21 protein-coding genes are annotated in these 21,688 nt (G+C 37.1%); 10 read left to right on the forward strand and 11 right to left on the reverse strand.

From position 1 onward, the window contains the following. The first annotated feature begins 9 nt into the window (after positions 1 to 9). From LEP1GSC203_RS03120 to LEP1GSC203_RS03135, 4 genes are read left to right on the forward strand one after another with little or no spacing between them, the layout of a single operon-like run. Entirely contained in the window at positions 10 to 1,062 is a 1,053-nt protein-coding gene (locus LEP1GSC203_RS03120) for a putative peptidyl-prolyl cis-trans isomerase (RefSeq protein ID WP_039937051.1), read from the forward strand. Continuing rightward, the gene (locus LEP1GSC203_RS03125; protein ID WP_002972680.1) at positions 1,062 to 2,609 is read left to right on the forward strand and encodes a spiro-SPASM protein; all 1,548 of its coding nucleotides are present in this window, start codon (positions 1,062 to 1,064) and stop codon (positions 2,607 to 2,609) included. Before LEP1GSC203_RS03120 ends, LEP1GSC203_RS03125 begins: the two co-directional genes overlap by 1 nt. Further along, the gene (locus LEP1GSC203_RS03130) at positions 2,584 to 4,194 is read left to right on the forward strand and encodes a cytidylyltransferase domain-containing protein (RefSeq protein WP_002972831.1); all 1,611 of its coding nucleotides are present in this window, start codon (positions 2,584 to 2,586) and stop codon (positions 4,192 to 4,194) included. The genes LEP1GSC203_RS03125 and LEP1GSC203_RS03130 overlap by 26 nt, the downstream gene beginning before the upstream one ends. Further along, positions 4,184 to 5,197 (forward strand): tetratricopeptide repeat protein, encoded by a 1,014-nt coding sequence (locus LEP1GSC203_RS03135; RefSeq protein WP_002972476.1) that lies wholly within the window; start codon positions 4,184 to 4,186, stop codon positions 5,195 to 5,197. Before LEP1GSC203_RS03130 ends, LEP1GSC203_RS03135 begins: the two co-directional genes overlap by 11 nt. Here LEP1GSC203_RS03135 and LEP1GSC203_RS19935 read toward each other — a convergent pair. The 4 genes from LEP1GSC203_RS19935 to LEP1GSC203_RS03150 are packed head-to-tail and all read right to left on the reverse strand — an operon-like array spanning position 5,194 to position 7,565. After that, positions 5,194 to 5,451 carry a response regulator transcription factor gene (locus LEP1GSC203_RS19935; protein ID WP_002972944.1) on the reverse strand — a complete coding sequence of 86 codons (258 nt, stop codon included), beginning with the start codon at positions 5,449 to 5,451 and terminating at the stop codon, positions 5,194 to 5,196. The two genes, LEP1GSC203_RS03135 and LEP1GSC203_RS19935, sit on opposite strands and share 4 nt — an antisense overlap. After that, positions 5,426 to 5,866, reverse strand: coding sequence for a response regulator (locus tag LEP1GSC203_RS03140; protein WP_002972179.1), 441 nt, complete (start codon positions 5,864 to 5,866; stop codon positions 5,426 to 5,428). The genes LEP1GSC203_RS19935 and LEP1GSC203_RS03140 overlap by 26 nt, the downstream gene beginning before the upstream one ends. Before the next feature lie 11 nt (positions 5,867 to 5,877). After that, a complete protein-coding gene (locus LEP1GSC203_RS03145) occupies positions 5,878 to 7,275 on the reverse strand; it encodes an NAD(P)(+) transhydrogenase (Re/Si-specific) subunit beta (protein WP_002972450.1) in 1,398 nt (465 codons plus the stop codon). Beyond that, positions 7,275 to 7,565, reverse strand: coding sequence for an NAD(P) transhydrogenase subunit alpha (locus tag LEP1GSC203_RS03150; protein ID WP_039937055.1), 291 nt, complete (start codon positions 7,563 to 7,565; stop codon positions 7,275 to 7,277). The genes LEP1GSC203_RS03145 and LEP1GSC203_RS03150 overlap by 1 nt, the downstream gene beginning before the upstream one ends. A gap of 229 nt (positions 7,566 to 7,794) precedes the next feature. On the opposite strand from LEP1GSC203_RS03150, the gene LEP1GSC203_RS03155 reads away from it, so the two are divergent. After that, positions 7,795 to 9,522, forward strand: coding sequence for a hypothetical protein (locus LEP1GSC203_RS03155; RefSeq protein WP_039937056.1), 1,728 nt, complete (start codon positions 7,795 to 7,797; stop codon positions 9,520 to 9,522). A 23-nt stretch (positions 9,523 to 9,545) separates the two neighbouring features. Here the strand turns inward: LEP1GSC203_RS03155 and LEP1GSC203_RS03160 are convergent, their stop codons facing one another. The 7 genes from LEP1GSC203_RS03160 to purF form a co-directional block, all read right to left on the reverse strand. After that, on the reverse strand, positions 9,546 to 10,673 hold the full coding sequence (locus tag LEP1GSC203_RS03160; protein ID WP_002972359.1) for a DUF1574 family protein: 1,128 nt from the start codon (positions 10,671 to 10,673) through the stop codon (positions 9,546 to 9,548). Between the two features lie 10 nt (positions 10,674 to 10,683). Then, positions 10,684 to 11,970 carry an MBOAT family O-acyltransferase gene (locus tag LEP1GSC203_RS03165; RefSeq protein WP_232225746.1) on the reverse strand — a complete coding sequence of 429 codons (1,287 nt, stop codon included), beginning with the start codon at positions 11,968 to 11,970 and terminating at the stop codon, positions 10,684 to 10,686. A 158-nt stretch (positions 11,971 to 12,128) separates the two neighbouring features. Further along, positions 12,129 to 12,800 carry an SGNH/GDSL hydrolase family protein gene (locus tag LEP1GSC203_RS03170; protein WP_002972526.1) on the reverse strand — a complete coding sequence of 224 codons (672 nt, stop codon included), beginning with the start codon at positions 12,798 to 12,800 and terminating at the stop codon, positions 12,129 to 12,131. Positions 12,801 to 12,866: 66 nt separating this feature from the next. Further along, positions 12,867 to 14,249, reverse strand: coding sequence for an SBBP repeat-containing protein (locus tag LEP1GSC203_RS03175; RefSeq protein WP_002972412.1), 1,383 nt, complete (start codon positions 14,247 to 14,249; stop codon positions 12,867 to 12,869). Positions 14,250 to 14,329: 80 nt separating this feature from the next. Next, on the reverse strand, positions 14,330 to 15,046 hold the full coding sequence (gene queC, locus LEP1GSC203_RS03180; RefSeq protein ID WP_002972705.1) for a 7-cyano-7-deazaguanine synthase QueC: 717 nt from the start codon (positions 15,044 to 15,046) through the stop codon (positions 14,330 to 14,332). 9 nt (positions 15,047 to 15,055) lie between these two features. After that, positions 15,056 to 15,427 (reverse strand): 6-carboxytetrahydropterin synthase QueD, encoded by a 372-nt coding sequence (gene queD / locus LEP1GSC203_RS03185; RefSeq protein ID WP_002972794.1) that lies wholly within the window; start codon positions 15,425 to 15,427, stop codon positions 15,056 to 15,058. Continuing rightward, on the reverse strand, positions 15,427 to 16,854 hold the full coding sequence (gene purF / locus LEP1GSC203_RS03190) for an amidophosphoribosyltransferase (protein WP_039937062.1): 1,428 nt from the start codon (positions 16,852 to 16,854) through the stop codon (positions 15,427 to 15,429). The genes queD and purF overlap by 1 nt, the downstream gene beginning before the upstream one ends. Before the next feature lie 41 nt (positions 16,855 to 16,895). On the opposite strand from purF, the gene LEP1GSC203_RS03195 reads away from it, so the two are divergent. The 5 genes from LEP1GSC203_RS03195 (at position 16,896) to LEP1GSC203_RS03215 (ending at position 21,680) form a co-directional block, all read left to right on the forward strand. Further along, positions 16,896 to 18,110: a ribonuclease D gene (locus LEP1GSC203_RS03195; protein ID WP_002972941.1), complete on the forward strand. Its 1,215-nt coding sequence runs from the start codon at positions 16,896 to 16,898 to the stop codon at positions 18,108 to 18,110. Continuing rightward, positions 18,107 to 18,730 (forward strand): NUDIX hydrolase, encoded by a 624-nt coding sequence (locus LEP1GSC203_RS03200; RefSeq protein WP_408605590.1) that lies wholly within the window; start codon positions 18,107 to 18,109, stop codon positions 18,728 to 18,730. Before LEP1GSC203_RS03195 ends, LEP1GSC203_RS03200 begins: the two co-directional genes overlap by 4 nt. Positions 18,731 to 18,762: 32 nt before the next feature. Then, a complete protein-coding gene (locus tag LEP1GSC203_RS03205; protein ID WP_002972902.1) occupies positions 18,763 to 19,830 on the forward strand; it encodes a vWA domain-containing protein in 1,068 nt (355 codons plus the stop codon). Between the two features lie 29 nt (positions 19,831 to 19,859). After that, the gene (locus LEP1GSC203_RS03210; protein ID WP_002972784.1) at positions 19,860 to 20,390 is read left to right on the forward strand and encodes a tetratricopeptide repeat protein; all 531 of its coding nucleotides are present in this window, start codon (positions 19,860 to 19,862) and stop codon (positions 20,388 to 20,390) included. Positions 20,391 to 20,468: 78 nt separating this feature from the next. After that, on the forward strand, positions 20,469 to 21,680 hold the full coding sequence (locus LEP1GSC203_RS03215) for a Crp/Fnr family transcriptional regulator (protein ID WP_002972364.1): 1,212 nt from the start codon (positions 20,469 to 20,471) through the stop codon (positions 21,678 to 21,680). The last annotated feature ends 8 nt before the right edge of the window (positions 21,681 to 21,688 follow it).

Consider the following 21,688-nt stretch of genomic DNA (forward strand, 5'->3'; position numbering starts at 1 on the left):
TACGACCGTATGCAAAAAGGATCACGAATGTCTCGAGTTTTCGTTTTGTTTTTTGCACCGGTTTTTGCCTTAAGTCTACTTTTTGCCCCTAACCAGAGTTTAAATTCCTACGAATCCTTAAATGCAGTTTTAGCGATTGTGGGACCCAAATCCATTTCTACTTTGGATTATGAAGAAGGGATCGAACGATACAAAAACTTATCCCGATTCTTTCCCAACTACCGTAAAAAAGGGTCCCTTCACGCCCAAGTGATCGATTTTTTAATTGATAGAGCAGTGGTGGACAATGTTGCCGATGAGGAATCCATCCAAGTCAATGAAAAACGGATCGAAGCAGAAATCCAAAAAAGGATGGAAGCGCAAGGGATTAACGACCTAGAACAATTTAAAAAGGCTGTCCAAACCCAATTTAATTTACCTTATGATGTTTGGTTGGAAGATTTACCATACCAAATCAAAAAAGGCCAACTTTTACAAATTAAAGTAAGCCCTCCGTTACCTTCAGAACAAGAAATTCTTGCTTGGTATAACAAAAACAAGGCGAAGGTGGGTTCTGAATTTAAATTTAGAGAAATTGTTTTATCACCAGCCAACGCTTCTATTGATGAAGAAACTCGCGTATTTAATGAACTCACCGAAATAAAAAACAAATCTTTGAAAGATCCCTCTTTTTTCAAATTAGTTGCTTCTGGTCCAAGAAATGAATCACGTTATCGTTTGAATGGCGGTTTGGTTAACTGGGTTCCTACATTTGAATTGTTCAAAACACATCCAACTACTGCCTCCGTATTATCACAAGTAGGTGGTCCTGGAAAAATTTCTGAAGTATTCCGAGATGATCGAAAACGTTATTGTTTGGTTTACATTGAAGGGATGAGACCAACTCCCCTCGATGCTGTTAGAAAAGGAATCCAAGGGTTTTTATTTCGCGAAAAGGAACAAACTTCATTTGAAGAATGGGTAACCAATACACGTAAAAATACCACTATATCAATCTTTGATCCCATCTATATCAAAGAACACAACATCAGCAATCCGGAAGAAAAATACAACTTAGACTGATGATGAATCGTAAAGACTATAATCCAAGTTTTGCGGTCGTATATTTAGACAATTTTTCCATTCAGTTTTTAAGCCAAAACTTTAAATTGGAAATGTGGGAAGAGTTTTTGGATCGATTGTTCCAGGTTTTTCCTGAAATTCAGATCCATATCAACACGAACTCTACACTTTCTGAAAAAATAAATTCCAGTTCTTTGAAAGACAAATTGAAACTCCATGAAGATGTTTCCAAAGAACATGAATTCTTACTGAAACTTGGTCAACTGTTACCCGAATCTAAATTCAAAGATCCTGATTGGGACGAAGTTTGTTTTCTATATTTTACGGGAATTTCTCCACTTCTCGACGCTCACCTAACAGAAAAAGCATGGAATAGACATAAGAATTTTTTTAGTCAGTATTCTTATTCAGAGAATTTACCACAAGGACTCACGCCCACTATCATTACTCGTGAGTTTCTCACTTCTTTGCCGGATACATTGGCAACCGATGTCCATTCGTTCTTTTTAAAGAATATCAACCAATATGATGTCGATATTTTTTTCCAAGCTCCCGACCTACGCCAACTTCGACTCGATTTCCGTTTGGCTTCCTATCGATCTTTAACTCTCATCCAAGGTTTGTTATCTCTTGGTGAAATCAGTTACGAAAATTTACTTCCTAAATTAAAAGAAAATCCCAAATTATTTCGAAGTGCTCCCTCTTATTTGGAATGGGAAATTTATAAAGGTTGTGAACTCAAATGTACTTTTTGTCCACGTGAGTTTGTCGATACAACCAATGATGGAAGTTTTGTTTCTTTAGAGGATGTGAAAAAAACCATTTCCAAACTGAATGCAGAACTCTCATCACCCATAACGATTAGTCTCACGGGAAACGGAGAACCCCTTCTCCATCCAGAATTTCAATCGGTTATCAAAGAAATTTTAAAACTGAATGTTTTATCTGAACTCATTATTGAATCTGCACTTTATACGAATACAGAATCACTACTGTCTCTTATCAATAGTTTGGATCCACTCGAAAAAGAAAAACTTTGTATCATTGTAAACGTTACCACTCTGAAACCAGAAGTGTACAAATCCTTATATGGAAAATCAGAACTTGAAAATGTATTAAAGACAGTAGATATACTTGCAGAAATTCTCCCAAGTAAATCATTACATGTTCAAATGATCAAAATGAAAGAAGTAGAAGAAGAAATTGATCCCTACTTTACTTTTTTTGAAAAAAAAGGAATCAATATCATACTTCAAAAATACAATACCTTTGCAAACAAACTTCCAGAACGTAGAGTGAGTGATCTAACACCGATCCATCGTGATTTTTGCTGGCATTTGGTTCGTGACTTATCTGTATCTGTTGATGGAAGTGTATCAATCTGTAAACAAAACCAAACCGAAGTGATTGGAAATTTGTATACTGAATCCATACAGGATGTTTGGCAAAAAGGATTGGATTTTTTTAATTATAGCATTAAAGGGGATCATGGAAAAATTCCCGCTCCTTGTTTGAATTGTGATGAGTGGTATACTTTCAACGCGTGAATGTTTTGCCTTCATTCAGGCAAGACAAGGATCAACTCGACTCCCCAAAAAGATTCTAAAATCCATCCCAAAAGAATCCAACACATCCGTACTGGAACATATCCACAATAGGCTTTCTACTATCTTTCCCAAAGAACAGATTGTCTTTTTGATTCCTGAAAGCGATAGCGAACTTATCGATTTATTAAATCTTAAAAACTATCAATATTTTGTTGGATCAGAATTGGATGTGCGGGACCGCTTTCGTAAAGCGAGTCTTAAATTTAACGCAAAACATATCTTTCGTTTAACAGGCGATAATCCTTATATTGATTTAGAATCTATTCGCTATTTGTATGAAGCCATTTCAGAAATCTCAGATACACATTATAGCCTTTCTATGGTGGGCCTTCCGCTCGGGATGGGTGTAGAATGTTTTTCAAAAGAATCTTTGCTGTTTGAAACCGATGGATTAGTCCCCGATAGGTATACAGAACATGTCTCTCTACATATCAAAGAACATCCAGAAATTCACAAACAATACAGACTAAATGCACCTCACCTTAGCCAATTAACAGACATTAGCCTTGACTCTCTTCGAATTACTGTGGATGAACTAAAAGATTATGAACTTGTTTGTCAACTATGGGAGGAATTAGGTACCAAAGATCCTCTTTTCGGAGCAAAAGAAGTCATCCAACTAACAAAAGACAAACCAGAAATTTTTTCGATAAATTCCTCGGTAGAACAAGTAGTTTTCCAACTGCCTAAACTAAACGAAGAAAAAAAAAGAGTAAGAATTGTTTATGCAGAACCATCTTTGTTTGGATCAGGACACTTTGAGCGATGTAAATCTTTAGCTTTATTTTTAGAAATGAAAGGCTACAAAGTAGAACTCTCAACTAAAACCGATAAAAATTCAGAAAACCTTCCCCATATTTTGGATGTCCGCGAAAACGAATTTGCATTGGCTCACCAGTTTTATATAGATAATCTCCATCACCTGCCGAATGAACCCAATGCCAGTTACTTTTTACCAAATCCAATAGCACCAAAAATTGGTGGAAATACTTTCTCCTATTTTAGTTCTCCACTTTCCGAATTAGATTGGGATGAAATCACAATCTCGGGAAAAGTCCTTGTCTATGCGGGAAACCTAAATCATGCAGAAACTATACAGATTGATAATTATCTATTGCAGTTTTTAAATCAATCCAAGACAAAAACAACACCTAACATAAATGCAGTGACAAGAATCGGAGGAACTCCTCCTACAGCAGAGAGGATTCAATACCTTTCGCGAATCTCCTATATCCAGTTTTTAAAAGAAATTCAATCTTCTGAATTCGTGTTAACCTATTTTGGCCAAACCATGATGGAATCTGTTGCCACTGGGAAAAAAGTAACTTTAGTCGGGATTACAGAGGTCCACGAATCTTTAGGCAAATTTGCGGAAAAAACAATGGGAATTCCTTACTTAGGATCTCTTTCTACGTTATCTACCATTCAAAACTTTCCGACTGCTTTTCCTCATTCAAAAACAAAATTAGTTCGCGATGCTCACTTAAAAATTCTGAAATGGTTAGAATCAATTTATGAAAGCTAAAATTCAAATTCTATTATTTGGTCTTATACTACTTTTTTCTGCAAATCCTGTATTTTCAGAAACAGAAGACAAAGAAACGATCGAAATCAATGCAAAGATTGAATTAGAAAAAGTCAGTCGTAATATTATCAACGCACTTCGATATGGAAGATTTGGTTTAGCAGATACAGAATGGAAAAAAATTCAATCGGATGTTTATAAATCTTATCCTGAGTATGACTATTTAAACGGAAGTTTGTTATATTCTCGAATGGAATGGCAAGAGGCAAAGGAAAGTTTAAACAAAGCTCTTAAAAAAGAACCAAACCATGAAGCAGCAAGTTTTTTACTCGGAATGATCTATGCACAGGAAGACAGTTGGTCCGAAGCAAAAAATACTTGGATGGAAACCAATCAAATTTCCCCATACAATCCTTTTTATCATTACAATCTAGGACTTGCTTATTACATCTTAAAAGATTATAACAATGCCATTTTATCTTTAAACAAATCATTAGAATATAAAGCTAACTACAACGAAGCTAAATTCATTTTAGCAAAAACTTTTTTAGAATTGAATGAAACTGAAAAAGCAAAAGCCGAACTTACAACTATATTAGAACAGGATCCAAAACACATCCAGGCATCACACCTTATGGGTCGTGTAGTTTATATAACAGAAAAAGATCCAAAAAAGTCGCTGACTTATGTAAAAAATCCCAGACTCCTTGGATGGAGAGAGAAAAAAGTATATGCAAGGTGTTATTTTGAAATTCGGAAATGGAGAGATGCGGAAAACCTACTAAGACCCATCGCCTATTCACCGTTTGCTGATGAATATGACCAAAGTTTTTATTTAAATTTACTTTTAAACTTAGGGTATGACGAAAGGGCTAATGATTTCTTTCACTTTATCCAAAAACAATCGCAAAACGAATCTAAGATTGCTGAAGCTTACAGAATGTTACTCTCTTCCCGCGAGGGAAAAGACTTACTCTATCACTATTTTAAACTTAGGTATTAAGATACGACGATATCGGTTTTGGCTTGGGTGTATTTCCACTCAACAGCTACACGGATGAGTTTTTCGTTTTCCGTAATGCTAAGTTTGGATTTAATACGAGAGCGTAAAGTTTCAATCGTGGAAGGAGCAAGGCCCATATTGGCAGCAATTTCCTTCACAGGCATTCCTTCACCAATCATCAGAAACACTTCTAATTCTCGATTGGAAAGCCTATCGATAGGATCCTTTTCATCTTTTTGAGAGGCTCTGTACAAATGTCCGAGCCAGTCTAGTGGCTTGGGACGAACTTACAAAATAATCCCCTTTAAGCACTGTGTGGATGGCCTCTACAATTTGTGTGGTTGTGTCTTCTTTGAAAACATAACCCATCGCTCCTAGTTTAAAAGCACGATCTACAAAGGTATCATCCGTCAACATACTGATGATGATGACGGCGATATTTGGAAAAGTGGTTCGAAGGCGTTTGAGTAACTGCAAACCATTTTGGTTTTGTTTGAGTTGGATATCAATTAACACCAAACTTGGTTGCAGTTTTTCTATATCATTAAATGATTTTTCAATGTTATCCGCACTCCCGATGCACTCTAAATCTTCTGATTTAGCAATTAGGTTTTGTAGTGCATCTACTACAAGAGGGTGGTCATCAACGATATAGACTTGTTTCTTCATATTTTCCGGCTCTAAGATTCTTTTAAAGCTGCGATCATCTCTTGAGTTGCTTTTTTACCATCACCAAACAACATCAAACAGTTGTCAGCAATGAAGAGTGGGTTAGGCACTCCAGCAAATCCAGGACTCAAGGAACGTTTAATCACAACTACCGTTTTTGCATTTCCTACATCCAAAATCGGCATACCGGCAATCGGTGATTTTGGATCTGTTTTTGCAAGTGGGTTAGTGACATCATTCGCACCATTGACTATCACAACATCAACATTTTCGAAAGTACTATTGATCTCGTCCATCTCTTTCAATCGATCATAAGGAATATCTGCTTCCGCAAGTAATACGTTCATATGACCAGGCATACGGCCGGCCACTGGATGGATTGCAAATGTTACATCGACACCACGTGAAGTAAGTAGTTGGTATAAATCACGCACTGTATGTTGTGCTTGCGCTACAGCCATACCATAACCAGGGACAATCACTACAGTTCTTGCGACATCTAACAACATTGCTACTTCTTCCGCACTTGTTGACTTCACTTTACCAGAGTAAAAATCGCCATCATCTTTCATTTCTGTAGCGACAGCCCCGAATCCACCAAAGAGCACATTCGTCAAACTACGATTCATCGCTTTACACATGATTTGTGTTAGAATAATTCCAGAGGCTCCCACAAGTGATCCTGAAATAATAAGAACGTTATTGTTAAGGACAAATCCTGTTGCGGATGCTGCAATCCCTGAATAGGAGTTGAGAAGAGAAATCACAACTGGCATATCCGCCCCACCAATCGGAATCACGAGGAAAATTCCAAGAAGTAAACTCACTCCACTAAGAATCCAATAAATCGATTCGTCAGTAGGAACTAAACATCCGTAAACACCAAGTCCCACAGCAGTAAGTCCAACTAGAATTTTGACAAGTTGATCCCCTGGATAACGAACTGCCTTTTCTGTAATGAAACCTTGTAACTTTCCAAAGGCGATAAAACTTCCAGAGAAGGTGATCCCACCGACAATCGCAGAGAAGACAATGGAAACAATTTCTTGGTAATTCACGGCAAATGCATACTTAGGAATAGAAAGTTGTAATGCAGCACCTGCTACAAAAACAGAAGCAATCCCGCCAAATCCATTGAGGACGGCAACAAGTTGTGGCATAGCTGTCATTTGAATTTTAATCGCTAAGATAATACCGATTATTGATCCAATCAGAACACCAACAATGATCCAATCATAAGTTAAGATGGCTTGGTCAAAGAGAGTTGCTACTACTGCAATTAGCATTCCCAAAGCACCGAGTAAGTTTCCTCGGGATGCCGTTTTTGGATGTGCCAATTGTTTAATTCCAACAATAAAAAGTATGGAAGCAACGAGATAAGAAAGGTTAAGGATGCTTACGAGTTCCATTATTTTGGTGTATCCTTTTTCTTAAACATACCGAGCATTCTGTGAGTTACGAGAAACCCACCCACTACGTTGATCGTAGCAAAAATAACAGAGAGTAATCCCAAAATTTTTGTGATGTTACTTTCTTGGATTCCAGCAGCATAAAGCGCACCAATTAAGGTAATGCCGGAAATGGCGTTAGAACCCGACATAAGTGGGGTGTGGAGGATGGGAGGGATTTTTGTGATGATTTCAAATCCCACGAAGATCGCGAGGACGAAAATCGTGACGGCTGTAACAAATATTTCCATATACTAGAAGTAGTTATGGAAAATTTGGCCATTTTGGAAACAAAATTTTACATAGTTTCGCCACCTAGATTCGCTGTAGAGGTGGTTTTCCCGAATTTTCTGACTCTAGGACAATTTCTCCAGTAAAATTAACTCTGAATGGGAATAGAGAACACCAACTCTCTGTTAGTGTTACTTTTTCTCTTTGACAAAGCCTTAGTTTCATTCATTTTTTTTTGCATAGGTTCCTATGAAATCTTTTCTTTTGTTTATTCTGTTCCTTTTCAATTGTCAGGTAAGTTGGTATCACACTCGGGTATCCCCAAACAAAACCGCTGAAATCCCACTTTCTGAAGGAGAAAACATCTTGGCAGAGGCAGGAACATCCTGCTTTTTTTCTATTTTAAAATTCCAAGAATCAGTTTCTTCAAATGATTTTACACAAGGAAATCTACCTCTCATTGATACACAGTTCATAGAAAATATTCGAACGAACTTAAAACTAAAAAATTCAAATACAAGACATATCAAACAAATTCATGGAATTCCTAAATCATGGCCTTATATCAAAGAGTTAGAATCTTTTCGCACAATTAAGTCCTTCGAAAGGTTCAAACAAATTCAGTCTATGACGGCTGATCCACAGGACAAAAAAACACTACTAAAATATGCAGAAATCATAGATGAAGATACCTTCCTTTATACAGAAGATCTTTCTCAACTTTTTCAAGATATTGAAAACTGCGATACTAATTACAACTTGTATTATGTAAGAAGAGAAAAGGATAACTATAACCTGGTTTTATTTTTAATTTCTCTCGGAATCATTCCAACAGTAAATTACGAAAATCATTATTTTACTGTTTTCAAAAGAAAGTCTGTCGAGACAACGCCAAAGTTAACCACATATAAGTTTGGTTACAGAAGAGTTATCACTTGGCTTTTGTTACCAACATTCAATTTTTTTAATGAAGTAGAAAATTATAACCAAGACTACCGATTTGTAGATCATACAAAAGACCAGTTTTTGGCCGCATTAGAAAATAAAAATAGCCAACCTTTACCAATCAAACGACTCAATCCAGTTTATGGTGATGTGCTTGGCGGCAATTACACTTCCGATTCGCAACTATTCAAAACTCGTATTCCTGTTGATACGCGTTTTGCGGTCGTTCGTGATGGAAAAAGAAATGTTAGTTTTTTTGATCCCATCCATGGACTTTACAAAATCCAAGCCATCAATGTGAATGAAAAAATAAATTCAGATATCATCTCTGACGGGATTGAAAAAACACTGAAAAGCTTTATCACTACCAATCTTATAGATAAAGTAAAGAAAAACTATCCTAAGTCTGGAATCATCCATGAAAACTATACATCTGAATATCGGGATGGAACTTATACGTTTACCTTAGAAGTAGCAAAACCGGATCCTGGAAAAGATCAGTTTAAAAAAGAATTTTTTGTATTCTCATGTTTTAAATCCCAAAGCCAAATTTATATCCTTTCTAGAAGTTTGCCAAACGAAACAAGTTTAGAAACATTACCAAAGTTAGCTGAGTCAAACATTTTAGATTTTTATCCTCAAGTTACATTCCAATCCAAATATATTGAACCTAAACCAATAGACTTAGGTGTTGCTATGAACAACGGTACAAAACGTGAATCCAATGGAAACAATGACGACGACGACGACGACGACGACGATGATGATGATGATGACGACGAAGAGGAAGAAGGAGAGGAGCTGGCTGGTGGTGGCGGTGGAGGCGGAGTCTCTGGTGAAATTGACTTAGGTGGATTATTTTCGATCTTAAAAGAAAGAACTTACATTCCTAAAGGGAAAATGGATATCAAACCGGGAAGATTTAAATTCAATAATGCCCGGTTCAATGCTCCCAAAATAAATTCTTCCAGATTTCATATTAAGCCAGGAAGAACCAAAAACTTTTCTAGCCCAGCCAAATGGAGACGTTAAACTCGAGGTCTCTGTTTTATTTCTTACTTTAAAATGTTCAGTAGAACAGAATTCATTTCCGGTAAACATCGTCCTGATAAATGAGCTGCATCCTGAAAGTAGTCGCAGCGAATTTTTCCTGCTTCATTTAAATCAACAAAGGTAGAAGAAGTTTTATCGGCGAGTGTTTGGATCTTTGATTTCCAAGATGGGTAAAACGGAGCCGTTGCATAAAAGTCAGTTAGATTCTTGTGAACTTTTGGAATCCATAAAACCACGGGAATCTTATTCTCTTTACAACGATTAATAATATTTTCAAGAAACTTTAGATTGTTTTCGTTAAACGTAAAGTTTCCATAAAATTCATTTTTGAGTACATCGACAATCATAACTGTCTTTAAATAGGTATCTGTATCGTTACTCGGTTTTAAATAAAAATCATTAAAACTATCTGGTGCATAAGGGAATTCTTTTCGATTGGATTCTGTATCAAATATATTAGCAAAAGGATCTGCAGTCATTCCACCTGAAGGCATAAAACTCTTTAACATCTCCGCATTTTTATCTTTTGTTCCAAACACATTTGCAGAAATGGCTTTTGATGAAATTTTATATCGACTTAAACTAAATAAACGAGAAAAGAAATAATCCTTAGCAAAATCAGAAGGAAGTTCGTTAAAATGCTGAATTGCAAATTCAAGTGGCATACCTTCCAACAATGTTATATTGTAATAACGATTGTTTTTGTTAAAAGAAAATGCAGAGACTTCTAAAAATACAATGTCTGGCTTATATTTCTGATCCATCAATTGATTGAATCGTGTATAATAAATAAGTGGATTGGATCCTGGTGCTGCAAATCCAAAGAATTTATAGTCATTCAAACCTTGTTTCTGTTTTTCGCTGATAAATTCAGAATGCCTGTTGTAATCTGCAGTCGAATATTGATAAAAAATAAAGGAACGTGAAGTTCCAAAAGCCCAAACCTTTTTTTTGTCCTTATATTTAATATCTTCAAGATATGTAGCAGAACTATTATTAAACGTTTCTATATATGGATTGCCTATATTTTCACTTGTTAATAAATTTCTTACAGAAGGTATTAAAATAATTTTATCTAAACCAAAAAGGATAAGAAATAATATCAGTAGCCTAAATTTTTTAAGTTTCATTGAAATATTCCTAAAATTGAAAGTAGATGAATTGTGCCGAATTGGAAGCAAGAGTCAAAACCAATACACCACATAATATGGCTAGGCCAGGTAATAATAGTTTTCTGTATTCAAACTTCAAACTGACGTGAGATTGAAAATATTCATAAGTATGTAATAGAAATCCAACTCCAATTAACCTTAACAACTTCGGAGTTTCAGGCATTCTAGTTCCTGATTGAGAAACTAAATTTGCAACTATAGATTGAATATCATGGATATGTTCAATTCTAAAAAAGATCCAAGCTAAACAAACAAGATGGAAAACAATTAATCCTTTAAAAACCTGAATCAAAACTTTTTGACTCTGTTTTTGATTGTTAGTAAAAACTCTCTCTACAATCAGATAAATTCCGTGAAGTGCTCCCCAAACAAGAAAAGTATAATTTGCTCCATGCCAAAGTCCACCAAGAATCATTGTAATTAATAAATTAAAATAAGTCCTAAAGTTACCGAATCTATTTCCACCTAACGCAATATACAAATAATCACGTAACCATTGTGAAAGTGTGATATGCCATCTTTGCCAAAACTCTTTTAAAGATGTAGAAAAATAAGGAGCATTGAAGTTTACAGGTATATCATATCCTAACAATAACGCTAGTCCTCTCGCAATATCACAATAACCGGAAAAGTCACAGTATATTTGGATTGCAAATCCATAGATAGAGACAAGTGCACTGAATGTATCATAGTTTTCAGGATGACTAAAAAAAGGTTCAATGACTGGAGAAATATTATCTGCAATGATCACTTTTTTTAGAACACCAAGTAGGATTAAGTATCCCCCTGCATTATAAGGCAGTTCCAAAAATCTTTTTTTACCATGTAACTGTTTGAAGAAATCAGTATGTCTCATAATTGGTCCAGCAATCAATTGCGGGAAAAACATGATGAATATTGTAAAATCTTCTAAAGTAACCTTAGATTGAATTTTCCCTCGATAAACATCGATCTGAAATGCTAAAATTTGGAATGTGTAAAAACTGATAGCTAATGGCAATATGATATTGGGAAGTTTTGTTGTTACTTCTGCAATTTGCTGAAATCCAAAAATATCAGTAACTATATTGATAAGAAAATAGAAATACTTAAAAAATACCAAATTCAACATATTGAATATCACAACCAGTGTGATATTTGTTTTATTAAATTTATAGTTAGCGTAATGATAAAATAAAAAGTTAACGAATACGATGAGTAGGAAGTGAATTAAAAAAAATACATCCCAGTATCCGTAAAAGATTAAGGATCCCAAGAGGATAGTTAGTTTCTGGAAGCGGGAGTTTAGCTGCCAATAAATGGTGTATAAAAGGACAAAAAAAACAACGAAAACTAATGAATTAAATAACACTTCGAATATCCCAATGATTGGTTAATTGTTCTCATCCCTTTGACCCATGTAAATACATTTTATCATCTAGGAACAAAATCAATCCAAGGGATTTTTGTCCTAAAGTGCTCCAAAGTTAAATTAGAAATTTTACTGTAACCAATTTCTGTTAGATGGCCGCCATCCAAAAGATCTGAATTTTTAATATAACTCTCTAAATCTAAGCGAGGTACAGTTACAATACTTTCTTTCATTGATTTGTTTATTCTTAAGACCGCTTCCGAAGGCCAAGGAAATTCTACATACCATGAATTCAAAACTAATACATGTTCGCAACGTTCCAACAATAGAGGTATAGTTTGTAACTGATTTATAATTGTATTACGAATTTCGTAATCTTGTGGTGTAAAATTGCCTAAAAAATCGTTAACTCCACCATTGTAAAGACATGCCGTATAATGAGATTTATCATTTTTAACCACCTCTAGAATGTCAGATGTTGTGCGAACGGGAAATGCATTTTTAATAATTACAAAAGGTTTTAACTGTGTTTCCGCAGGCCAGAGCGCCATAATACTATCACCAAACATTCCTAAAGTTGGAGTCATTAACGCAAAAAAAATCTCGTTATTGGCTTTTTGTTTATGGTCACAATGAATTACAAATAAAGAAGCGAAAAGATATACAAATCTTTTGATACGTAAGGTATAAAACATAATCCAACTAACTATTCTATTTTTTTTACATTCTTTCAATTCAAATTCAACTTAAGTTTTTCAGTCGCTGTTTAGCTGATAAATTTCAAATAAAAAATATTTAACTTATTTATATTTTATAAGATATCCATCAAAGGTACCTTGTTTTGTTTGTCCGTCGAAACTTCCATCTGTGGAACCCGAAACATAAAGAGTTCCAAATTTATCGGATGAAATTCCTCGTCCAAATACCGTAGCACCAAGATTACCAGAAGGACGAATCCATAGTAGGTTTCCGCTACCGTCATATTTTGTTAAGTAACCATCTTGCGCTCCGATCAAACTAACGCCCGATAAATTACCGGTAGTGCTTCCAACTGTATAAATATGAGAAGCATTATCAGCATATATGCCATAGGGATATGTGTTACTCGACCCAGCGCCACCCAATAATCGTGTCCAAAGTTTATCACCAAAAACATTGTATCGAGTTAAAAATTGAACTATTGTTCCTGATTTGGTTTGTCCATCAAGATTTGTGTTTGCATCACCCGTAATATAAACGGATCCTTTTTTATCAACAGAAAGAGCTCTTACATTGGTAGATCCACCAGAAACTCCAAGAAATCGTACCCACTGGGCAACACCATCGGGATTGAAACAAAGCAAATAGGAATCCATCAAACCACCAGGCAATGTATTTCCAAAAAAGTTACCTGTGCCACCTACTTGACCAGCTAGTAAAATATTTCTGGAATAAGGATCAAATTGAATCTGATAGCCATAGGAACTTGGTCCTCCGTTATCAATTAGTTTTGTCCAAACATAATCTCCGTTACGGTTGTACTTAAAGATAAATGTATTCCTACCTCCCAATGCCGTATCTGCATTGATGATTTGTTCTTCCGTGTTTCCTGTGATGTAAACATTCCCATCAAAATCAGAAGTAACTCCCGATCCTAAGGTTTCGCTACTTGTAGGAAAGATTCGTGTCCAAAGAACTGTACCTGATTGATTGAGTTTGATTAAAATACTTCCTGCACCGCTTGAAGGAAGTTCATTGAATGGACCGCCAGAGGATCCAACTATATATAAATTTCCTAAGTAATCGAAATGTGCCAATTCTACATAGCTTGTTGCAGCACTGGTACTGCCCATTTGCCTAGACCATAAAAAATTTCCATTACTATCAAATTTCGCAACAAAGATATCGTTATTGGATCCAGGCGATATTTTTGGCTGACCTGCATAAGAACCAGTTGTGGATCCAGCTACATAAATATTTCCAAACCGGTCTGTAGCTGTAGATTGGGCAGCGGTTTGAATTCCACCTGTACTTCCCAAAAACCTTGTCCATTCCCGAACACCTTGATTGTCTTGCGGAATCTCAACACAGTCAATTTGTCCCAAAATACAACGTAGAGCTTCTGTTTCCCAAAAAGAGTCCGAACGAACGTCCGCAGGATTATTCAATGACAAAGGATTGCAATGCCATGAAATTATAAACATTAAGAATATCCAAAATTGAATTCGCATAAAAGACCCTACAGAAGACTTAGGATTAAAAAGTGAAGACTACAGACATTGACTTATCCAAGAGAAGGATCTGTCATTCCTAATTCCGCGAACCCTTTATTTCGAAGCAGACAAGAATCACATTTTCCACAGGGTTTTCCTCGTACTGGATCGTAACAAGAATGAGTATCTTTCAGCGGAACTTGTAGCTCCAAAGCCCTTTGAATGATTTCTTTTTTGGACATTGTAAGTAGTGGTGTTTTGATTTGAATCGAATGTTCTCCTGTAACACCTGTTTTCGTACCCAAGTTGACCATTGACTGGTAAGCACGGATAAACTCGGGACGACAATCGGGATATCCCGAATAATCCAAAGCGTTGACACCAATATAAACGGAATCGTATCCATGCCCTTCTGCTAAAGAAATCGCAAAAGATAAAAATAAAATATTCCTTCCTGGAACATAGGTATTTGGAATTTCCTTCTCTTCACCAGTTAACAGTGATTTAGCGTTTTTTCTTACTTTGATTTTCTTTTCTGTTAGAGAACTTCCAAGGAAAAAACCAGGATCTAGTTTTTGAACCACATGCCGAATTCCCAAACGATTTGTGATCAATTTACTTTTTTTTAGTTCAATGATGTGTTTTTGAGAATAGTGAAAGGAGATCGCAAGAATTGGTGGTTTTTTGACTTTAGGATAACCATATTCTTCTAATGCTTCATACAAACAGGTGGTTGAATCTAGACCACCTGACAAAAGTACAACGGCTCCCGAAGATTTTGAAGACATACAATAATCCTATTTAGGACCTCGGTAAACACAAGAACTAGTACAAGTCTCGTATAAAGTAATTTTATCGAGTAACGGTAGTTTGGGTTTTAATTGGTTCCATAACCATACAGCAATGTTTTCGCTAGTGGGATTTTGTAGTCCAGGTACATCATTCAAAACGAAATGATCCAAATGTTCATCTAAGATTGGTTTTACGATGGATTTTAACTCTCCGAAATCCATGATCCAACCTGTGTGAGGATCAATTTGCCCTTTGAGGTATACAGCAAAACGAAAGCTATGGCCATGCATTCTTTTGCATTTATGTCCATCCGGAACATTTGGTAAAAAATGGGCCGCTTCAAAACCAAAGGTTTTGGAAAGTTCAATCTCTTCCATTACTCTTCCGTCGCGTATTCCGTAAACAATGACTTTTGATTTCCCGCATGGTCTTGGAATTCCACAGGGTAATTCGATGTAAAACAAGCATCACAGAATCCACCACCTTTATGTCCTTCCACTGCTTTATGCATTGTATCCAATGTTAAATAAGCAAGGGAATCCACACGAAGATACTTTTGAATTTCTTCGATGCTATGTGTTGATGCAATTAGCTCTTTATGAGTAGGAATGTCGATTCCATAATAACAAGGAGATACTGTTGGTGGAGCAGATACCCGGAAATGGATTTCTTTAGCACCAGCATTTCGAATCATTTTGATGATCTTTCGGCTTGTGGTTCCACGCATCACGGAGTCATCAATGATCACAACGCGTTTTCCATTCACAACTTCTTTCACCACATTGTATTTAATTTTAGCTCCAAAATCCCGAATCTTTTGGTCCGGTTCAATGAAGGTACGACCAATGTAATGAGAACGAATAAGACCACTTTGGTAAGGAATCCCAGATTCTTCACTGTATCCAAGTGCCGCAATATTGGCAGAATCGGGAACAGGAATGACCACATCGGCTTCCACGGGCATAACACGCGCTAATTGTCGACCGAGAGATTTTCTAACTTTGTAAACAGATTCTTCGAAAATATAAGAATCGGGACGTGCAAAGTAAATATATTCAAAAATACAAAGACTTGGTTTTGCTTTTGGAAATGGATAGAGAGAACGTACTCCCGTATGATCAATCACTACCATTTCCCCTGGCTCTACATCTCTCACATATTCTGTATCTGTAATATCAAAGGCGCAAGTTTCCGATGCGAACACAATCGACCCATCAGAACGTTTTCCCATCACAAGAGGTCGGAATCCATTAGGATCTCGAACAGCAATTAAGTATCTTGGAGTTAAAACTAACAAAGAGTAGGCACCACGCACTTGCCCAAGTGACTCGCAGAGGGCTTCGAGTAAGTCTGTTTTATGGCTTTTTGCCATAAGGTGGACAATGACTTCTGAATCGATGGTGGTTTGGAAGATAGATCCGTCTCTTTCGAGCCGATTTCTGATATCCCAAGAGTTCACTAAGTTTCCATTGTGTGCCAAAGCAACAGGACCTAAGTGGGATTCCACTCGGATAGGCTGGGCATTTCGTAAAAAACTCGCTCCCGTTGTGGAATACCGGTTATGGCCTATGGCCGAATCCCCTATGAGCTCTTTGATCTTCGGTTGAGTGAAGATATTTGCCACAAGCCCCATATTGGCATACCGGTATAAGTGAGATCCATCCGTTGTGACGATCCCACTGGACTCCTGGCCTCGGTGTTGCATTGAGTACAAACCTAGGTAGGTAAAATTAGCAGCTTCCTTGCTATTGTAGATGCCGTATATGGCACATTCTTCTTTTGGTTTGTCAGATTGGAGAATCATTGTTAGAATGACAATTGCAGTATTTCCAAAATCCCAATTAGATGCAAATCAATTCCAACTATATTCTCGTTGATACAGCAAAAGCTTTGGATTTGGCTCTGATTAATCTCAGACAGTCCAAAATCATGTCGATCGACACCGAGTCCTCCGGTTATTACACGTACTACCCCAAAGTTTGTCTCATTCAGATCAATTCTAATGGCAAAAATTACCTGATTGACCCCCTAAAAATCACAAATTTGTCAGCTTTGGGTCCTTTGTTTGAAGATCCGAACATTCTGAAAATCTTCCATTCGGCACAAGACGACATCAAAGCCTTAAAAAGAGACTTTGGGTTTAAGTTTGTGAACACGGCAGATGCAATGATCAGTTCTCGTCTATTGTCACTAGAACAAAGTTCATTGTCACATGTTGTAGAACATTATCATAAAGTGACGCTTTCTAAAGTAGAACAGAAGTCTAACTGGGAACTTCGTCCTCTCCAAAAACAACAACTCAAGTATGCTGCATTAGATACTGCTTATTTAGAATCCATTTGGTTAAAAATGGAAGAAGAACTAAAACGCAGAACTCTCTATGAAGAAGCAAAATCGGAATTTGAATTCATCGCATCTGAAGAGTATGTAGCGAAAGAAGGAGAAGGTTTCTCTCTTGGAAAATTTCCTGACATTCTCAATTTTACTCCTTTAGAAAGAAGAAAGATATTAGAACTCTTACGTTATCGTGACGAAAAAGCAAAACGAATTAACAAAGCAAGTTTTAGAGTTTTTAATAACGATAGACTTTCACAAGCAGTAAAAGAACAACCAAATGAAGAGAAATGTGTAGAATGGTTTGGTAAAAAAGATGGAACAGAAATCTTTAAACTATTAATTGCAGAATACAGCGATCCTATCGATACATCAGAACTTTCAAAACGTCATGGTGAAGATTTAAACGAAGACGAAAATCATAAATTCCAAAATGCCAAAAAATGGCGACTCCGCATTATGCGCGCTAGACGAATGGAGCATTCTCTTTTACCTTCGAATAAACAACTGATCAGCATTTTACGTGCTGCTCCCAAAAACTTAGAGGAGCTAAAAGCTCTTCATGTTTTTTCCGATTGGAAAGTACAAAACTATGGACCGAGTTTACTTGCTGCGATCCAAGGACTACCATTTGATTCGATGATCAATCGTTTGGTGGCAATCCGTTCCAAAGAAGCATTTGTTGCCAAACGTAGGAAAAAACAAAACGCGAAAGATGAGGGTTGATGTTACCTTATCAGTCCTTTGTCGAAAAACTTTCAAGGGACTTTGATGCACTTCCTGATACTGATGAAACAAAATCAGGAGTCATCTTTCCTCTTTTCGGATCCAAAGAATTTGCAGAAGGAATCATCCTTACCGAACGTTCCAAAAACCTAAAATCTCACCCGGGCCAGATTTCCTTTCCCGGAGGTGTGATGGAAGAAGAAGATCCCAACCTACTGGTCACAGCCCTTCGGGAATGGGAAGAAGAAATGGGAGTCCATCGATCCACACTCCAAGTCCTAGGTAAATTGGAAGGTTTGCATACTAGGACGGGTTTCCACATTACCCCTTTTTTAGCCACTTACGAAGGAAATTTTTCCTTCTATCATAATACAGCGGAAGTGGATCGAGTCATCCTTCTCCCGTTTTCTGACCTATGGACAAAACCATTTTATGCCATTCAGATCCCAGGTAGGGACCATTTTGCCTACTACTTTGATTTAGGGGATGGCCTTCTTTGGGGTGCCACCTGCGAAATGATTTTACGTTTCCTCCGTGAATACTCGTCTTTCAATAGAACACCCCTCATAGTCAAACCAAACCTCACAAAACCTCCGTTTTTAGATCCTAAATCCCTCTAAGGTCAAATTCAGTTTTCGCCGATGTTGTACAGGTGCAGAACCAAAAAGAAAACATAAACAAATTGTATTTGGATCGTTTTCTATTTATAGGCGGTTGTTTTCTTTTACTTATATTCACTTCCCTTCCCGCACAAGTGCAACCTAACAAACGATATGTGTTTATACTTGATGCCAGTGGTTCTATGTCGGAAAAATGGGATGGCAAAACTCGAATGGCAGTTGCCAAAGAAAAATTATTACATGTACTCGGTGGACTTCCTAAAGACGCAAGTGTGGGGCTTGTCGCATACGGTAACAGAATCGCTGGTTGTTCTTCTGCTCGTTTGTATCATCCCATCCAAAGAGGGGCCGCTTCCGTTGTGAGTCAGAAAATCTCTTCTATCGTTCCTGCGGGTTCTACTCCCATTGCACAAACCTTAAGTGTTGTAGGGGAATACCTTCTGAATGATATTCAAGAAACAGAAATTATTTTTATCTCCGACGGGGTTGAAAGTTGTGAAGGTGATCCAAAAGCAGTCCTTTACCAATGGAAACAATCAGGAAAAAAATTCCGTTTGCAAGTCCTTGGGATCGATATTGATCCCCAAGGAGAAGAAGACCTAAAACGGCTTTCGATTTTAGGTGATGGAAATTACTTTCCATTAAAACGACCTGAAGATTATGATTCTTCATTCAAACGTATTTTTTTTACTTCAGAAGGAGAGCCTACGACAGTTGCACATACCCATTTGGTTCCTCCGCCGGCGACTACCCAAAACCAAATCAGAATTCTAAGTGTCCTCCCTTATGAAGATGGTCCTGAATCAGGTTACATTCTAAATTACGAATACACAGGAATGGCCAATACTTCTTATATGGTGCAATTATATCTTTACCCAGCGGAAGAAAAGTTAAGAAGTTTTCCGGTGCCTCCTTTGCGTGAGAGGAGGATGGGAGATCTAACCAAACACCAAATTAAATTCCAATCGGGGCCAGAAGGAAAAGGTCGGTTTATCTTCCCTTTACCAGCAGGAAAACGAATGCGGGCCTCCGCCGAACTTTGGGATATGACGGGCATTCCGAAAATTCTTGCTCTATCGGAAGAAAAACCCGTTCAGTAGAACCTAGGTTTCGACCGAAACTGGTAGTAATGAGACAGAATTCGACAGTCTTTCCTTTAGGAAAACGAGCCCTTTTCACCTTCGGAATCCTTCTGTTTATGGGTATTTTGCCCCTTACCGCGGACCGTTCGGTGAGTCAAATTTTCGCAAATGAACGCACCAAACAAGGTGACGTTCTTTACCAAAAAGCAAAAGAATTTTTGGAAGATCGAAACCACTACCAATCTGTGGAATCCTGCAAAAGCTTTTTATTATTGTATCCAAGCCATCCCAAAACGCGAGAAGTTCGAAAGGTTTTGAGTTCCAACTTCCGAATGACAGGGGATATTTTGGCTCTTGCCGAAAACGAACTGAAAATTTATAAAGAATTTCCCAATACAGAAGAAGGACTCGAATCGTACTTAATTTCCGGCAAAGCATTTGTACGAATGGGCCGGGAAGATAAAGCCTATCAGATTTTTCAGGACATTATTAAAAATACGTATTCGAGCAAAATTGCACAAGAAGCAGAATTAGAACTGACTCAGATGGAAATTTTGGGAGAGAGTAAAAATAAGTAATTTTTACGAAAATATTGCCTTAGGGATCTCCGATAATAAACTAGGCACGTTGAGCAAAAAGGGTTCAGAGATTTAAGAATGTCGTTTTTTCAAATGGTTACTTTCCCGGCGAACTCCTACATCATTGTAGAGGGGAAAAAGGATGCGAACAATTTCTATATCATCCGTGAGGGTAAAGTACGTGTCACTCGTGAGACTGCTGTTGTTGGAGAAGATCCCAACCAAGTTTTAGGACCTGGTGACTTCTTTGGCGTAGTGGCCGCTATGAGCCAACACCCTCAAATTGAATCCGCCACTTCCCTTACCAATGTATCTTTAATTTCTGTTAGTTATGACCAATTTGGAACCTTAATCCAAAAGTCTACAGCAGTTGCGATGAACATCATTCGTTTCTTCTCTATGAAGTTACGACAATTTGATACAACCATCACACGATTGTCCTTTCGTAATGCAGTCGAAGAAGATCCAAACGAACTATTCAAAATTGGTGAATACTACTTCCAACAGCAAAACACTTCGCATGCCACATTTGCTTACCAAAGTTATCTAAAGCACTTACCCAATGGACAGTTTGTTCCACAGGCAAAATTGCGATTACAAACAATGAACCAGCCGTTTCAAGCGGCTGCCATTGATTACACTAAGTTCAATCGAAACTACAAAGATAGTGAGATGATCTTTTGTGAACACGAACCTGGTAAGGAACTTTTCATTTTACAAAGTGGAAAGGTAAAAATTTCTAAAATTGTAAATCAAAACGAAGTGATGCTGGCTGTTCTCCAAGCAGGAGATATTTTTGGAGAGATGGCAATTCTCGATAACAAACCTCGTTCTGCTTCTGCAGTGGCAGCAGGTGACGTAGAACTTCTTGCCATCAACAAAGCCAACTTTGAAGGAATGGTGAAAGCCCAACCACAATTGGCAACAAGGCTCATCACTCTATTGTCTGAAAGGATTTGGATTGCTTATAAACAATTAGCAAACCTACTTCTAAAAGACCCACAAGGCCGTATCGTAGATACACTCATGACCTTGGCAGAAAAGAATCGAATCAAAGTAGTGGCAAAACAAGCTTACAATTTCGAAATTGGAACTAAAGACCTTCTCAAAATGGTGGGACTTACGGATCCAAAAGATGAACTCATTATCTCTGACATTATGAAGAATAATAAATTTATTCGTATGGATATGGGAAAAATTGTTTGTTCCGACATGGCAGAACTAGAAAAACTCGTCCAATTCTATCATAAAAAGGCTAACATGGAGAATAAGCTAAAGAAGCTGAAATAACTTCTTGC

The sequence above is a fragment of the Leptospira terpstrae serovar Hualin str. LT 11-33 = ATCC 700639 genome (assembly GCF_000332495.1).
Taxonomy (GTDB): Bacteria; Spirochaetota; Leptospiria; order Leptospirales; family Leptospiraceae; genus Leptospira_A; species Leptospira_A terpstrae.

Bases quoted from the DNA above. Each gene is read 5' to 3' on its own strand.
- LEP1GSC203_RS03150 (WP_039937055.1), bottom strand. From the start codon at position 7,565: ATGGAAATATTTGTTACAGCCGTCACGATTTTCGTCCTCGCGATCTTC.
- LEP1GSC203_RS03215 (WP_002972364.1), top strand. From the start codon at position 20,469: ATGTCGTTTTTTCAAATGGTTACTTTCCCGGCGAACTCCTACATCATT.
- LEP1GSC203_RS03155 (WP_039937056.1), top strand. From the start codon at position 7,795: ATGAAATCTTTTCTTTTGTTTATTCTGTTCCTTTTCAATTGTCAGGTA.
- LEP1GSC203_RS03145 (WP_002972450.1), bottom strand. From the start codon at position 7,275: ATGGAACTCGTAAGCATCCTTAACCTTTCTTATCTCGTTGCTTCCATA.
- LEP1GSC203_RS03140 (WP_002972179.1), bottom strand. From the start codon at position 5,866: ATGAAGAAACAAGTCTATATCGTTGATGACCACCCTCTTGTAGTAGAT.
- LEP1GSC203_RS03210 (WP_002972784.1), top strand. From the start codon at position 19,860: ATGAGACAGAATTCGACAGTCTTTCCTTTAGGAAAACGAGCCCTTTTC.
- LEP1GSC203_RS03130 (WP_002972831.1), top strand. From the start codon at position 2,584: ATGAGTGGTATACTTTCAACGCGTGAATGTTTTGCCTTCATTCAGGCA.
- LEP1GSC203_RS03120 (WP_039937051.1), top strand. From the start codon at position 10: ATGCAAAAAGGATCACGAATGTCTCGAGTTTTCGTTTTGTTTTTTGCA.
- LEP1GSC203_RS03125 (WP_002972680.1), top strand. From the start codon at position 1,062: ATGATGAATCGTAAAGACTATAATCCAAGTTTTGCGGTCGTATATTTA.
- LEP1GSC203_RS03195 (WP_002972941.1), top strand. From the start codon at position 16,896: ATGCAAATCAATTCCAACTATATTCTCGTTGATACAGCAAAAGCTTTG.
- queC (WP_002972705.1), bottom strand. From the start codon at position 15,046: ATGTCTTCAAAATCTTCGGGAGCCGTTGTACTTTTGTCAGGTGGTCTA.
- LEP1GSC203_RS03135 (WP_002972476.1), top strand. From the start codon at position 4,184: ATGAAAGCTAAAATTCAAATTCTATTATTTGGTCTTATACTACTTTTT.
- LEP1GSC203_RS03160 (WP_002972359.1), bottom strand. From the start codon at position 10,673: ATGAAACTTAAAAAATTTAGGCTACTGATATTATTTCTTATCCTTTTT.
- purF (WP_039937062.1), bottom strand. From the start codon at position 16,854: ATGATTCTCCAATCTGACAAACCAAAAGAAGAATGTGCCATATACGGC.
- queD (WP_002972794.1), bottom strand. From the start codon at position 15,427: ATGGAAGAGATTGAACTTTCCAAAACCTTTGGTTTTGAAGCGGCCCAT.
- LEP1GSC203_RS03175 (WP_002972412.1), bottom strand. From the start codon at position 14,249: ATGTTTATAATTTCATGGCATTGCAATCCTTTGTCATTGAATAATCCT.